Below are 14,191 nucleotides of genomic sequence, written 5' to 3'. Positions count from 1 at the left end.
TGATCAACTTATAACACATCACTATGTTAAATATCACAATTAATAACAATCAACATTCTGTTATTAAAGACAAACAATCTTTAATAATCGACAACAAAACTATTGATTTAAAATTAAAACCCACACATAATAATGTATACACTGCTATATATAATGATAAAAGGTTTGATGTAGAAATAATTACAGCAGATAATAATTATAAAAATGCATGTATAAAGATCAATGGTAAAAAAATTGAGATTGAAGCAACTACAAAACTAGATGATTTACTAAAACAGTTAGGTATGGGTACAGCCACTGTTAGTCATGAAAACATAGTAAAAGCACCAATGCCGGGTAAAGTATTAGAGTTATTATGTTCGGAAGGAAGTGAAGTTGAAAAAGGGGATAATTTAATAATACTTGAGGCAATGAAAATGGAGAACATTCTTAAAGCACCAATCAAAGGTGTAATTAAAAGTATTGCAGCCACAGAAGGAAGTTCAGTAGAAAAAGGACAAGTTCTAATTGAAATAGAAGAATAAAACCTTATTTCGTTTTAGTTTTTGCAAATGTAATCCCATAAAAAAAGAGTAAGCATATTTAAAAATGTGCTTACTCTTTTTTATAAAAATACAATGCGTACTACTTTTTAAAGAAACGCTCTGTTTTATTATCGTAATTTACAAAATAGTATTTGCCTCCATTTAAGCTGGCACAATCTACTTCTTTAGAGTTTCCATTTAGTACCACCTTACCGTATTGGTCAAGTATTTCATATTTTACAGGTCTTGTAAAAGATAAAAGTTTAGTAACTCTATTAGGATAAAATTTCACTTGTTCGCTAGAAGAAGTATGCATTAACTCACTAGAGTTATAAATTTTACCTGTTACCTCAAGGTACTTTAACTTGTATTTGTTCTCGCCAGAATGATGTAAAACTTTATAATTGTACTTATTCAGTTTATTTGTTCCTAAACCTTGAACAATCACTTCTTCAACCCAAGAATTGTGTTCAAACCTCATAATAACAAAGTTTCCTTCTTCTGCTTCCCCACTGGTTTCCCATTCAAGACCATCTTCAGTAATGTCTAGTTCAACAAATTGAAAATGTCCTTTATCACGAATTGCGTTTGGATTCAAAATTCTTGGAACACAATCGTTCGAGTGAAAAATGATAACACTAATTTCTTGACCTTTTTTTAAATGTGCCATATCAACTTCAAATGCACTTGCCTTGGGCAATTTTTGCATTTCGCTGTGATTGATAATAACTTTACTTACACAGAAAGACCCATCAGTCAACATAGGGTTTTCTACATAAAGATTAGCACCTTTATAAATACCGGAGATAACCATTTCTCCATCTTGAGCTAATGCTTTTGTGGCAGATACAGACAACAATAAAAAAAAGATTTGAAGCAATCTGTAGTAATTTCTAGTAATAAACATCTCCATGTAATTGAGACTATTTAATATTTAGTTAGTATTTAGTTAAAACTATGCAACGGCAAAATTGACGAAACACATTCAAAAATCAAAGATCAATATTAACTATTATTTACCTTTTTATTAAAATAGTAGATTCTAAATACACCAGAATCACTACTTCACACCAATAATACTCAAAATTATACAATTTAATGTCTCTTAATGGCAAATTTTAAACGCAATAATCTAAAACTGATTATGTACCTTTGCATTTTGGTGTGTTCCAAAAGAAATGGAAATCAGAAATTATGGGTTTAAAATTCGAAGTAAAGCACAAAGATCCTCAAACAAAGGCGCGTGCTGGAAAAATAACAACCGATCATGGTGAAATTCAAACACCAATATTTATGCCTGTGGGAACTGCAGGTACGGTTAAAGCAGTTCATCAACGTGAATTAAAAGAAGATATCAATGCTGATATTATTCTTGGAAATACGTATCACCTTTATTTAAGACCAGGAACAGAAATTCTTGAAAAAGCTGGTGGTCTACATAAATTTAACGGTTGGGACCGTCCTATTTTAACAGATAGTGGTGGATACCAAGTTTTTTCTTTAGCTCAAACTAGAAAAATTAAGGAAGAAGGTGTAACGTTTAGATCTCATATAGATGGTTCTAAGCACCTTTTCACTCCAGAAAGAGTAATGGATATCCAACGTTCTATTGGAGCAGATATTATTATGGCTTTTGATGAGTGTCCTCCTTACCCATCAGATTATACGTATGCTAAAAATTCTATGCATTTAACGCACCGTTGGTTGCAAAGATGTGTAGACCGTTTAGACGAAACTGTACCATTATACGGGCATCACCAAGCATTATTCCCTATTGTACAGGGTAGTACTTACAAAGATTTACGTACACAATCTGCAGAAAAAATTGCAAGTTTTGAACGTGAAGGAAATGCTATTGGCGGATTATCTGTAGGAGAACCAGCAGAAATGATGTATGAGTTTACAGAACTTTGCTGCGATATCCTTCCAGAAGATAAACCAAGGTATTTAATGGGTGTAGGTACACCTGCCAATATCTTAGAGAATATTGCATTAGGAGTAGATATGTTAGACTGTGTAATGCCTACTAGACAAGCACGCCACGGTCATGTATTTACTACTCAAGGAATCATGAACCTAAAAAATAAAAAGTGGGAAGATGATTTTACACCAATAGATCAAGAGCTTGGAGGTTATGTAAGTACTTTTTACTCAAAAGGTTACTTACGCCATATGTTTAAAGCAAATGAAGCATTAGCAGGAATGGTTGCCAGCGTTCATAATTTAACTTTCTATTTATGGTTAGTTAGAGAAGCTAGACAGCACATTATTGATGGTGATTTTAGAGAATGGAAAAACGCTATCATTCCAACATTAATGCAAAGATTATAATAAAATAATCTCATTGAGATATAACATTTCATTAGCAAAAGAGTTATTTTAGTAATATCAAACAGGAAATAGTGATAAAACGCTATTTCCTGTTTATCCAAATGCTCTAACTTTTTCACTAATGAAAAGAATACTTTCACTAACTCTTTTACTTTTTACCTTCGCCTGTCAACCTTACAAAGATATTGTAATTGACCCTTTTGCTCCTAAGTTTGTCACTTTTGACCAAACTAGAATGTACTTTAACAATGTACGTGCAACTTACTATGATATTATCCCACACAAACAATCTTCAGAAACAACAACAATTTATAGATACGATAAATCTGTAATAGATTCTACAAAGGCCATCATACAGTTACACATTGTAAGCATCCCTACAAAAGACAATGCATTTATTATGTTGGCTCCAAACCAATTCTTTAAAGGTTACCAACATTTCACCGTCCATTGGAAAAATACAGATACCAATCAAATTGGTGAAATTAGATACAAGCAAGGTGGTATGCCCGATCAATTTTTGTTTGCTACAGAAGTCTACAATCTACTAAATAAAGAAGATATTGAATACGAAATTACCTTTGGAGACAGTAGAACACCATTCCTTACCACTATACAAGAAAGAAACGCTTTCAGACTTACTTTAGTCGATTTTTACCGCTTAGTCACCTTACTTTAAACTGAATTACCATTCATTAACCCCAGTTTATTGATTATCAATTTAATTCATCGTTATTTGCATAAATTTTACACTTTTGTATTTTAACAGTTGAATTCAAAGATGTCTAAGACCACCTACGGAAACACAATAGATAAAAGTAAAGACGCAATGGGTGCAGGTATTGCAGCTTTTTTTGCAGATAATAACGATGATTATTGCGTTAAAGTTTATTCCGACTTTAGCGAACCTGACGACATTCCTGTTCCTCTTCTATTTAGAGAAGAAAAAGACATGCCGCTTATAGAAACAATGGCTTTAGATGCTTGTAAAGGTACTACATTAGATGTAGGTGCCGGTGCGGGATCTCATGCTTTAGCCCTACAAAAAAGAGGTGTTGATGTTACCGCAATGGATATTTCTACTTTCGCAACAGATACCATTGCTAAAAGAGGCGTTAAAAAAGTTATTTCTGGTGATATCTATGCTTATGATGGTCCTAAATTCGATACATTATTAATGTTGATGAATGGCATTGGATTAGTAGGTACATTGAATGGTTTAGCCGAATTTCTTGTTAAAGCAAAAGAATGGTTAACACCAGGTGGTAAATTAGTTTTTGATTCATCAGATATTATTCACCTTTTTGAAGACGAAGATGGTTCTTACCTGATCGATTTAACGGCTGAATATTATGGACAGATTCAATATTGGATGGAGTTTAAAGAATACAAAGGCGATAAGTTTGATTGGCTTTATGTAAGCTACCCTGTTTTAGAAGAATATGCAGTAACAGCAGGATACGAAATCGAGCTATTACATGTAGGTGAACTAAACCATTACCTTGTTTCTTTAACATTAAAGAACAGTTAATTCACTGCTAATCAATAGTAAATAGACATAAATAATAAGTAGCTTGCTACAAATAATTATAACACACATAGTAATCATAAATTAAATATCAACTTAACACATTTATATGGGAGAATTAACAAGAGCACAGGCATCGAGAGCAGCAATTGAAAGAATGTACGTAGTAATGAGACATCTGTTTATCAGAGGTTACTACAAGCCAGGTGGAGCATCAGGAAATGCTATCATGCAAGATTTACTAATCTTACAGCCTGAAATTTATGGAACTCTAGCTGATACTCAAAAGGTCGATCTCAATGGACTTGTCTATGTTTTTGATCGTTTACCAAAAGGAATTGAGGAAACTAGATTTATAAAGCTCACTTCAGAAGAAGGGTATGAAAAATCTTCTTTTAAGAAAATCATACCACATGCTAGACGTAGAAATTGCTACAGAATTGACGAAGAACAAATGTTCATCGAAATTACTAGAGGTAGAAGTGAGATCTACGATATATTAACACATCTTACTTTTATTTACATCGAAGCAAAAAAGATCAAAGATCACGCTAAAGATGATAAAGGAAGATCATTAAGAGAATGGTTACAACTAGAAGAAATTGTAACAGGTAAAGTAGCACTTACAAAAGAAAACGAAGAGGTTGCTTTTACTTATTTAGCTACACTTTTAGGAAGAACTTACGATGAGACACGTTCGGCTCATCACAGATTCTTACAGAACAATGATAAAAACAACGGTCTTTTCCATATTGTTTACTGGTTAGGTAAATTAGCTATGGACGAGCAGTTTGAAGATAACGCTAGAGTAATTAGTTTCAGCCCTACGTTAAGAGAACGTATTGGTCATCACATGTATGGTGATAGATGGGCAGATAAAATTAAGCGTGTTTTAGCACACAATGGATTAATACACCGTCCTATTCATATTATTAGCTCGAACCTACACAGTGTAATGAATTCTTTCTTTGCTTTAGATGCACTAGGAAAGAAAACTACAAAAGTAGACTTCAGTACAATAATGGAAGAAGTAAGCCAAAGCGAAAATGGGCATCTTAGAGATAAGATTTCTAATAATGCTATGGAAAAAGGAATGATTCAAATAAATGAAGACTCTGGAACTAATATTTCAGTCCAATTATTTGATATGGCTAAAATACCTACTTCTTACCTACCGAAAGAGGTGAAGTTTGAAAAGCTTAAAAACCCAGATAATGCACCTGTTATTATTGTAATGGACTATGCATTTGGAGAACAAGCTTTTGAAACAATGGACGAACTCTTGAAACCATTTACAGATGGCGACAATAAAATAGAATTAGATGTTCGTTCTGTTTCTATAATGGGTAAAGCCGGTATTCTAAAAGGAGGTAAAGGAGATATCATGATACCTTCTGCACACATCTTTGAAGGTACAGCAGATAATTACCCTGTAAATAATGACCTTAAAGTAGAAGACTTTGCTGATCTAAAAGAAATCAAAAGTGTAGGTGGACCAATGATTACAGTATTGGGTACATCTTTACAAAACAAAGATATTCTTAAATACTTCAAAGACTCTTCTTGGGGTGTAATGGGATTAGAAATGGAAGGAGCACATTATCAGAAAGCAATTCAAGGAGCTTCTAAAATAAGAAATAATATAAGTGCTGACGTAAAAGTGAGATACGCGTATTATGCTTCTGACAACCCTCTAATTACAGGAAGTACACTTGCAAATGGTAGTTTAGGACTAACAGGAGTTCGCCCTACTTATGCAATTACACTTAAGATTTTAGAGAAAATTTTAGGCGATCATAAATAAGGAGTTAGTGGTAGCGATATAATGATAGAATTTTTAAGGTGAATGCCTTATTCAGAATTACTATTTTAAAAATCACGAATACGTTAACTAACCTCTTTAAGGTTTATATTTCTACAATTTTTTTTGTAGTGTTGCACATTGTAAAATTAAATCATTTAATTTCTACAATGTGCAATTATTTTATTCCCTTTTTTGTTTAAAAAGAAACCACAATTAGTTCGCTTTTCATTCAAAATCAAAAATTATCAATCCTGTTAAAATAGAATAGTAACGCACAAAAAGTAGTAAAAAACACACTTAATTTTATAGTTTGTTACTTATGAAAGGGAATAATAATTGCTTCAAAATATAACGTACAAGTAAAAGATAAATACTAAGATGAAAAAGAATCAAGAAAATCAAAATCAAGAAATTGATTGGGATGCTTTGGAAGCAGAAGACAAAGCAAATGAATTAGATAGCGAAGAAAAAGTTGATCATGAAAAAATCAACGAAGAAAAAAAGAAACTTTCTAAAGAAGAACAGTACAGCCCATACCCTGACGATTTTCTTGCTGAGATTAATATTATTCGAAAAAATTACGATAATGAAGTAAAAAACGAAGAAATTGATCAAAACAACTTGGAAGAATAATATTTATCATCTTTCTTGTACAATAGAAGTTAATAACCTGCGTTATTTTTTTGAAGTGCTTGATAAGTAGTACCCTCTACATAGGTCAAGACTATTTTTATTTAGAACTCATTTAGTTTATTTGATATGCCGTTGATGTTCGATCCATCAAAATCCAGAGCTATACTAATAGGTATAGGTACATTCCTAAAAGACGATGATCTTTATAGACGTGAGCATGTTTATAAAGACATTAGTTTGCTAAGAGACACACTTACTGACGCTCAAATTCTTGGGCTGCATGAAAAGGATATTATCTCCTTAGTGGACTCCGAAGGGAACACTATGATTAAAGAGCGTATTGCTGAGGTTGCAAATACCACAGAAGATACATTAATCTTATTCTACTCAGGATATTTGATTGAAAGAAGAGGAAAACTTATTCTTTCATCACCGCATACTACTGTAAAACAATGTCATATTAATGGTATACCTTTAACAGAAGTTGTTGACATTATCAACGAATCTTCTGCTAAAAATGCCTTTCTAGTATTAGATGCAGAGTATCGTTCTGCACCAACTTTTGGCGATTTTGACAAACTAAGTATCAAAACAATAGAAGATCTAGTTCCTTTCGGACCTGTAAAAACATATATTGTTTCAGAACTTGGACAATCAGATTCTCAAAAAACCATTGCTTCTGGCTTAACTTCTTTATTACAAACAGGTATTGAAGAAGAAAAAGAAGTACTTACAATTGCAGACATAAAGAATAACTTCTCTAACGATGCTTCTTTACAACATGTATCTTTTGTAAGTAACGATGTTCCAGATGCCCCTATCTGTTTCAATAAACGTTTTTCTATTGCTCAAAAACTTAGAGCTTCGATTAAGAAATGCTTTGATGATAAAAATTACGCCGAAGCATTACCATTCTTAAAAGAAGGTATTGAGTTATTTGAACATGACGAAGAATTTAATAATATGGCTGCTTTTGTAGAAACACTACAACAAGCAGAGCAGATGTACAATAATCAACATTTTGAAGCTGCTAGAAATAGATATCAAGCTGCTTACGAAATTCTGAAAGAAGATACTGCACACAAAGGCATTGTAAATTCTTTAGAAAAGATTGCTGAAGAACAGTACACAAATAAGAATTTTGAATCTTCTAAAGATACTTACACTCAATTATTAGAATTTGATACATCTAATAAAGGGTATCAAGATAAAGTTGATTTCTGTAATAGTGAATTAAAATTTACTTCTTTAATTGATTTAGGAGATAAAGCCTACTTCGATAATAATTTTATTGAAGCAAAAGAACATTACAATAAAGCTCTTGATTTTAAACAAGACGCTGTTGTTCTTAGAAGAAAAGAAGAATGTGAAAAATTCCTTTCAAGAGAAGAAAAATTACGTGCAGAAGTGCGTGATGAACTTAGAAAAGAATTTGAAGGTGAGTTTTCTAACAAAGTAAACGATCAGTTAAAAACAAAAGAAGTTGAGATTGAAGAACAACTTCGTGATAAGTTAAAAACTGAGTTGTCTAATGAATTACTCCCAAAAGCTAAAGAAGAAGTTACTCTTGAGTTAGAAACTTCAATTTGGCAAAAAACTGCAATTTGGAATAGTGTAGAAGGATATCAATTCTATCAAAACATGTTCCCTGAAGGAAAGTTTGTTGAGAAATCAAAACAAAGAATTGAGCAAATCAACAAACAGACAGTAGTTAAAAAATTACAAGAAGAAGCTGTTCCTGCTCCTGTTGTCGTTGAAAGAAAAGAAATTCCGCAAGAAGAAATAGATATCGATCCTACGTTACTTATGGATCTTAGAATGGAACCTATTGAAGATGTTCTTACTAAGATTGAAGAAGCTAAAGGCCTAAAAGGAGAATACCTTTTATGGACTGATATGGAACGAATGCAACTCGATAAAGAAATTGATTTTGATGATGACGAAAAAGAAGAAACTTCGACTGTTGTTTCTGAAATGGACTCTGTTTTAGAAGAAGCTTTACGAGAAGTGGAAGAAGAAGAGAGTGAAATCTCTTTTGAAACACCATCAGAAATAATTACCTCTGAAGATTCATTCAGTTTAGAAGAAGCACAAGAAATAACATCGTCTGCTCAAGAATTTACAGAAGTAACATCTGATGTTAAAGACGAAATTGTACAAACTACTTTCGACACTGAAATAGAAGAAGCAACATCAACTACAAATAATGTTAGCACTTCTGAAGAGGACCTTGAGCAACTTTCTGAAAATGACCTTTGGTTAAGAGCTGAAAAGCTGAACACTAAAGATGGTTACTTATCTTATATTAATTTTACTAAAACTGCCGAGCAAATTGCAGAAGCTTATTTTAGAATTAATAAACTAGACAAAGGAGAACCTGTTGAAGTTATTACTCAAACTCCTTCTGTTACAGAAGAAACACCTGTAGTAGCAGAAGAAGAGGTAGTAAATGTAATAGAAGAGGTTACTACTCCTGAACCCGTTATTGAAGAAACTCCTGCTCCTATTGCTGCAGAAGAAATTAACACTCCAGCTGTAGACAGTGCTCTTGTTTTTATTGATGGTATGAACGAAAGTGATCTTTGGAGAATTGCTAGTGGTTTAAATACTATAGATTCTTACAAAGAGTACTTAAACCGTACTGAAGAAAACGAATATCTTGCAGATGCTTATTCTAGAATTAATACGATTCAGAATGCTGACGAAGGAGAAACGATAACTTTTGAGGATAATTCTACTCCTGTAGTTGAAGACACTATAATAGAAGAAACAGTAGTTGAAGAAGAAACTCCTTCTACATTACCTGATTTAGTAGAAGAAAGTACTACTGACTATACAAACGGTCATGAAGTACAAGTTGAAACTATAGTACAAACAGAAACTGAATTTAACCTTGAAAAGGACGTTACTACAGAAATTACAGAAGAAGAAGTAGTAGCAGAGGAAACAACTCCAATTCCTGAAGTAAAGGAAGAACTAACAGCAACTGCACCTTCTATAGATGCAGAAGAAGAAGCTCTGTGGAAAAGTACTTGTGAAGAAAACACATTAGGTGCTTACTTTAATTACTTAAATAGTACAACAAGTAAGTCGTATTGGAAAGAAGCAAAAGAAAATATTAGTGCTTTAAAAAATGATTCTCAAGCAAAAGAAGAAGATGATTGGAAAAAAGCACAAGAGATAGATACGGTAGAAGGTTATAAAACATATATCCGTAAATATCCTCTAGGAAATTACTACGCAGCAGCAATGATGCGTTTAGGGAAATTAGAATAATAAAAGCTGTATAAATACTATTAAAAAGGTCGTTGATTAAATCAATGACCTTTTTTAATGCCAAAAATTAAGAAATGGTAAACTCTAAAATTACTGACCATGATCATTGGAAAGTAAATAATATTTATCAATTTTAATTGTATAAATAGTAAGGCAATAATAACTAGTTATTATAAGTAAGATTATTATTAAATTATTGCTTTATTTATTTCAACAAATTTCCTAGTTCCAATATAGAACACGTTAAAAATAAAAATTAAATACCATGTCACTTTTTAGAAGAACACTTGTAGCCCTTGATGGGTCTGAAAAAGATAAAAAATTATTAGAACATGCAAGTACTCATATCGCAATGGGTAAAGTAGAGAAATTATACTTTATACATGTTCAAAAGTCTTTAAACTTACCACAAGAGCTTACAGATAAATATCCTGATATGTTGAGCCCCTTAGATGAGTCTATTGGCAAAACAATGGATACCTTAATCCATAAGTATATTAAAAATATTGATAGCTATAATTACGAATTAATGATTGAAGAAGGTGACCCTGCCGAAACAATCATTAAAATGTCAAAAAGAAAGCAAGTTGATATTGTAATTATTGGAAAAAACAGTTCTGGTGAAAGAACAGGATCAGTAGCTCGTAAAGTTGCAAGCTTTGCTCCTTGTTCAGTATTATTTGCTCCAGAACTTCTACCAGAAGACAGAACTACACCAAATATTTTGTTACCTCTTAACTTCTCAGATTCATCTAAAGAAGCACTAGAACAGACAGAAGAGTTAGCAAAGCTTGTGAAAGATTCTAAAGTAATTGCTATCAATTGTTTTAGAGTACCTCAAGGTTATTCATCAACAGGTAAATCTTACGATGAAGTAGCAAAAATTCTTTCTGAAATCTCTGAAAAGAAATTAGATAACTTTGTTGCACAAACAGGTAATTCTAACCATGATATTACAACTGAACCAATATTAATTGGTGAAGATGAATCTAAATTTGATGCAATCTATAAAACAGCTAAAAAGGTAAGTGCGGATCTTATTGTAGTAGGTTCAAAAAGTAGAACTTTTATGGCTTCTATGGTTTTAAGTAGTACTGCAGAGAAACTATTATCATCAGATATTAATTTACCTATTCTTATTTATAAGAGCAAAGGTAAAGCATTAGATATTTTCAACTTCTTTGATAGAATATAGAATAGTGTATTCTCTAGAAATCATCTTTTTATATTTAGTATACAAAGAACTATTTTAATAAAACAGAAACCGATCATAATATATATAAATATTAGATCGGTTTTTTAATTAAATTCCATTTTCAAAGAATTTTATATTGTTATATCAACACTTTATAAAATAAAAGCAATAATTCACAGAAAAAGGATGAATAAAGTCACCTTATTTTAGAGAACATTAATAGCATCTAACTAAAAGATTTATTGCACTTTTGTATAGTAAAATTTTTAATCTCACACTTATAACATTCTTTCATTCTATGGAGATGTTTCTACAGTTGCTACAAACAGATTATGTAGCATTATTCGCAATTATAGCTTTTGGTATTTTACTTGGTAAAGTAAGTGTTAAAGGCGTTTCCTTTGGATTATCTGCGGTTATATTTGTAGCTATGTTTTATGGTTACCTAATGAATGCATTGGGTTACGATGACTTTGCTATTCCTGCTATAATTCAAAAAATTGGTTTATTATTATTCATTTTTACTATTGGTATGCAAGCTGGTCCTTCGTTCTTCGAAGCATTCAAATCGCAAGGTAGTAAATTGATAATACTTGCTGTTTTATCAGTAGCATCTGGAGGTATAGTAACATTCCTACTCGGATGGATTTTTGACATTGACTTTAAGATTGCCGTTGGTTTACTAACTGGTGCGTTAACGTCTACTCCAGGTCTAGCAGCAGCAATTGAAAGTTCTCAATCTCCGTTAGCATCAATTGGCTATGGTATTGCCTATCCATTTGGTGTAATTGGTGTTATCTTATTTGTTAAACTTGCTCCAAAAATATTTGGAATTAGTGTAGAAGAAGCCGAAAAAAGATACGAGGAAGAAGCTACGGCAGATACTCCTGAACTCATGAATAGGAACTTCATTGTTACAAATGATAATATTGATGGGAAAACAATTGGAGAACTAAACATTCGTTTCATGACTAAAGCGAACATTTCGCGAGTGATGGAACCAAATACAGAAAGTAAACCACCTACCAAGGAAACTATCTTACATAAAGGTGATTTAGTAAAGGCTGTGGGTACTACAGACGCTTTAAAACGTGTTGAAATTTTATTAGGTGAAGTTACAGAAACAAAGATCCCTCGTTCTGGGTTACACGAGATCCGTTGGTTTGTTGTTTCTTCAAGAAATATTGTTGGTAAAACATTAGGAGAACTAGACCTTCATAACAACTTCTTAGCTACTGTAACAAGAGTTAGAAGAGCAGGATTAGAGCTTTCTCCAAGACCATCTACTCGTTTACGCTTTGGCGATAAACTTTTGGTATCATGTACTAAAGGTAACGTTGCTGGTATGACAGAGTTATTTGGTGATAGTATCAAGATGGTAGAAACTCCTAGTTTCTTACCTGTTGCACTTGGTATTATTGTAGGTGTTCTTTTAGGTAAACTAGAAGTTCCTCTTCCTGGTGGCTCATCATTCTCATTAGGGTTAACTGGTGGTGTATTAATGGCTGCCTTAGGTTTATCTCGTTTAGGGAAAACAGGACCTGTGATATGGCACTTACCAAGTAGTGCAAATGCATTATTACGCCAATTTGGTTTATTGTTGTTTTTAACTCCTGTAGGAGTTGGAGCAGGAACAAAACTAGTTGCTACAATTAGCGAATATGGTTTCCAGTTATTTGGTATCGGAGCATTAATTACATTAATCCCAATGCTAATAGTTACCATTGTTGGCCACTTTGTATTTAAAGTTAATTTCCTTTCTCTAATGGGTGCTTTAACTGGTGGAATGACATCTACACCTGGTTTAAGTGCAATGGATAATATGACAGAGAGCGACGCTCCACAAGTAGCTTATGCAACAGTATATCCTTTTGCATTAGTTGCCATTATTATCTGTGCTCAAATTATTGGAGGACTATAAAATAATATTTTACTACAACTATCTACATTTAACACTGGGTTATTAATTCAAGGGATTTTAACTCGGTGTTTTTATAAACTCCAGCAGTAACTACTTGCTGGAGTTTTTTATGTTTACGCTAATTCCTTTTCAATAAAAGTTAGCATATCCTTTAATACCTCTTCCTTGGTTACCTCATTGTGCATTTCATGTCTCAAGTTATTCCATTTTTTAAATGAAATTAATGATGCAGGTGCATTTTCAGAAAACTCCTTAGATGCACTATCAGAAGTGATATTATCTGCTGTTCCATGCATTAATAATGTAGGGGTTTTTAAGTTATCAGCATTCTTTATATTCCACTCCCCCGCATCTTTCACTCCAAAATAAAGTGCTGTACATATCTTGTTATGTACCAAAGGGTCTTTAACGTATTCTTCTCCTACTGATAAGTCTGATGATAAATCTGGTGGATTAAGTTTAGAAGGTATCACAAAGCCTTTAATAATGCTCCCTATAAACTTACCAATTTGCTCTTGCCATGCAGGTGGATCTGATGCTAGACGTAACCAAGGACTTGTTATTATAGCTCCTTTAAGATTGAGTGGTTGTTCTTTTAATAAAAATGACAATGCAATATTCCCACCCATACTGTGCCCATATAAAAACATTGGAATGTTGGGGAATTTATCATTTACTAAAGCCAAAAATTCTGATACATTATATAAAACATCTGCATAACTTGGCACTACACCTCTCTTCCCTTTGGTTTGTCCATGTCCTCTTTGGTCATAACCTATAAAACCAATACCATTATCATTAAAAAATTTAGCTACGTGGTTATAACGTAAAATATGCTCTCCAAACCCATGTATTAAACATACAATTGCTTTTGGTTCTTCTGTTTTTGGCAACCAACATTTTCCATATATTTCAATGTTATCATTAGTTGTCCAATTATATTCAAATTCTTTCATTTTAATCTTCTTGTTTCAGTTAA

General features: G+C 32.5%; 11 protein-coding genes. 9 read left to right on the top strand and 2 right to left on the bottom strand.

All coding sequences use genetic code 11. The features are described 5' to 3' along the window. Positions 1 to 23: 23 nt before the first annotated feature. Positions 24 to 524, top strand: coding sequence for an acetyl-CoA carboxylase biotin carboxyl carrier protein subunit (locus KM029_RS18130; RefSeq protein ID WP_144074597.1), 501 nt, complete (start codon positions 24 to 26; stop codon positions 522 to 524). A gap of 100 nt (positions 525 to 624) precedes the next feature. On the opposite strand, the gene KM029_RS18125 is transcribed toward KM029_RS18130, so the two are convergent. Next, a complete protein-coding gene (locus KM029_RS18125) occupies positions 625 to 1,404 on the bottom strand; it encodes a hypothetical protein (protein ID WP_158631100.1) in 780 nt (259 codons plus the stop codon). A gap of 314 nt (positions 1,405 to 1,718) precedes the next feature. Here KM029_RS18125 and tgt point away from each other — a divergent pair, with 314 nt between their 5' ends. From tgt to KM029_RS18085, 8 genes are all read left to right on the top strand, one after another. After that, positions 1,719 to 2,855: a tRNA guanosine(34) transglycosylase Tgt gene (gene tgt / locus KM029_RS18120; protein WP_144074595.1), complete on the top strand. Its 1,137-nt coding sequence runs from the start codon at positions 1,719 to 1,721 to the stop codon at positions 2,853 to 2,855. A 121-nt stretch (positions 2,856 to 2,976) separates the two neighbouring features. Further along, positions 2,977 to 3,534: a hypothetical protein gene (locus KM029_RS18115; protein ID WP_144074594.1), complete on the top strand. Its 558-nt coding sequence runs from the start codon at positions 2,977 to 2,979 to the stop codon at positions 3,532 to 3,534. A gap of 102 nt (positions 3,535 to 3,636) precedes the next feature. After that, entirely contained in the window at positions 3,637 to 4,386 is a 750-nt protein-coding gene (locus tag KM029_RS18110) for a class I SAM-dependent methyltransferase (RefSeq protein ID WP_144074593.1), read from the top strand. A gap of 106 nt (positions 4,387 to 4,492) precedes the next feature. Then, positions 4,493 to 6,187, top strand: coding sequence for a DUF6909 family protein (locus KM029_RS18105; protein WP_144074592.1), 1,695 nt, complete (start codon positions 4,493 to 4,495; stop codon positions 6,185 to 6,187). Between the two features lie 378 nt (positions 6,188 to 6,565). Then, entirely contained in the window at positions 6,566 to 6,820 is a 255-nt protein-coding gene (locus tag KM029_RS18100; protein WP_144074591.1) for a hypothetical protein, read from the top strand. A 126-nt stretch (positions 6,821 to 6,946) separates the two neighbouring features. Continuing rightward, on the top strand, positions 6,947 to 10,096 hold the full coding sequence (locus tag KM029_RS18095) for a hypothetical protein (protein ID WP_144074590.1): 3,150 nt from the start codon (positions 6,947 to 6,949) through the stop codon (positions 10,094 to 10,096). A gap of 265 nt (positions 10,097 to 10,361) precedes the next feature. After that, the gene (locus KM029_RS18090) at positions 10,362 to 11,291 is read left to right on the top strand and encodes a universal stress protein (RefSeq protein ID WP_144074589.1); all 930 of its coding nucleotides are present in this window, start codon (positions 10,362 to 10,364) and stop codon (positions 11,289 to 11,291) included. 298 nt (positions 11,292 to 11,589) lie between these two features. After that, complete coding sequence (locus KM029_RS18085) at positions 11,590 to 13,212, top strand: aspartate:alanine exchanger family transporter (protein ID WP_205125446.1); 1,623 nt, start codon at positions 11,590 to 11,592, stop codon at positions 13,210 to 13,212. 113 nt (positions 13,213 to 13,325) lie between these two features. On the opposite strand, the gene KM029_RS18080 is transcribed toward KM029_RS18085, so the two are convergent. Further along, positions 13,326 to 14,168, bottom strand: coding sequence for an alpha/beta hydrolase (locus tag KM029_RS18080; protein ID WP_144074588.1), 843 nt, complete (start codon positions 14,166 to 14,168; stop codon positions 13,326 to 13,328). Positions 14,169 to 14,191 lie beyond the last annotated feature (23 nt).

This window comes from Flammeovirga kamogawensis (assembly GCF_018736065.1).
Lineage (GTDB): Bacteria > Bacteroidota > Bacteroidia > Cytophagales > Flammeovirgaceae > Flammeovirga > Flammeovirga kamogawensis.
The sequence above is the reverse complement of the archived record's forward strand: the minus strand, read 5'-3'. Positions and strand labels throughout refer to the sequence as shown.

What these genes read in the sequence shown, in the direction of transcription:
- KM029_RS18110 (WP_144074593.1), top strand. Translation starts at nt 3,637, where the DNA reads ATGTCTAAGACCACCTACGGAAACACAATAGATAAAAGTAAAGACGCA.
- tgt (WP_144074595.1), top strand. Translation starts at nt 1,719, where the DNA reads ATGGGTTTAAAATTCGAAGTAAAGCACAAAGATCCTCAAACAAAGGCG.
- KM029_RS18105 (WP_144074592.1), top strand. Translation starts at nt 4,493, where the DNA reads ATGGGAGAATTAACAAGAGCACAGGCATCGAGAGCAGCAATTGAAAGA.
- KM029_RS18100 (WP_144074591.1), top strand. Translation starts at nt 6,566, where the DNA reads ATGAAAAAGAATCAAGAAAATCAAAATCAAGAAATTGATTGGGATGCT.
- KM029_RS18115 (WP_144074594.1), top strand. Translation starts at nt 2,977, where the DNA reads ATGAAAAGAATACTTTCACTAACTCTTTTACTTTTTACCTTCGCCTGT.
- KM029_RS18080 (WP_144074588.1), bottom strand. Translation starts at nt 14,168, where the DNA reads ATGAAAGAATTTGAATATAATTGGACAACTAATGATAACATTGAAATA.
- KM029_RS18085 (WP_205125446.1), top strand. Translation starts at nt 11,590, where the DNA reads ATGGAGATGTTTCTACAGTTGCTACAAACAGATTATGTAGCATTATTC.
- KM029_RS18130 (WP_144074597.1), top strand. Translation starts at nt 24, where the DNA reads ATGTTAAATATCACAATTAATAACAATCAACATTCTGTTATTAAAGAC.
- KM029_RS18095 (WP_144074590.1), top strand. Translation starts at nt 6,947, where the DNA reads ATGCCGTTGATGTTCGATCCATCAAAATCCAGAGCTATACTAATAGGT.
- KM029_RS18090 (WP_144074589.1), top strand. Translation starts at nt 10,362, where the DNA reads ATGTCACTTTTTAGAAGAACACTTGTAGCCCTTGATGGGTCTGAAAAA.